Here is a 241-nt window from a genome sequence, read left to right as displayed (position 1 = left end):
GGAACTAACTATAGGAGCAGAGCGATTTAAACAGTCTACATATAATGGAATTTCAAAGCCGGCCGGCGTAAAGAGGTGAGCCGATGCAATAAGACAAGTGCTCTTCTTGGCTTATTGCAAGAGGCCATCCCAAAGCACGGCGGCGAATATTCAGCGCAAACTCAACGAGAACGCTGAAAAGATTCCAGCCACAGAACCTCCCAAACTTGTCCAGCGAAGCAATTCCCCCACCAGCCGGAAC

The 241-nt window shown here is 49.4% G+C and carries 1 protein-coding gene; it reads right to left on the bottom strand.

Annotated features, from left to right (window positions below):
* Positions 1-52 precede the first annotated feature (52 nt).
* Positions 53-241 (bottom strand): hypothetical protein (locus R0J92_RS26120; RefSeq protein ID WP_411053830.1); only part of this gene is annotated, 189 nt, incomplete at its 5' end.

The sequence above is a fragment of the Tritonibacter sp. SIMBA_163 genome (assembly GCF_046535935.1).
Classification (GTDB): Bacteria; Pseudomonadota; Alphaproteobacteria; order Rhodobacterales; family Rhodobacteraceae; genus Epibacterium; species Epibacterium scottomollicae.
The sequence above is the reverse complement of the archived record's forward strand: the minus strand, read 5'-3'. Positions and strand labels throughout refer to the sequence as shown.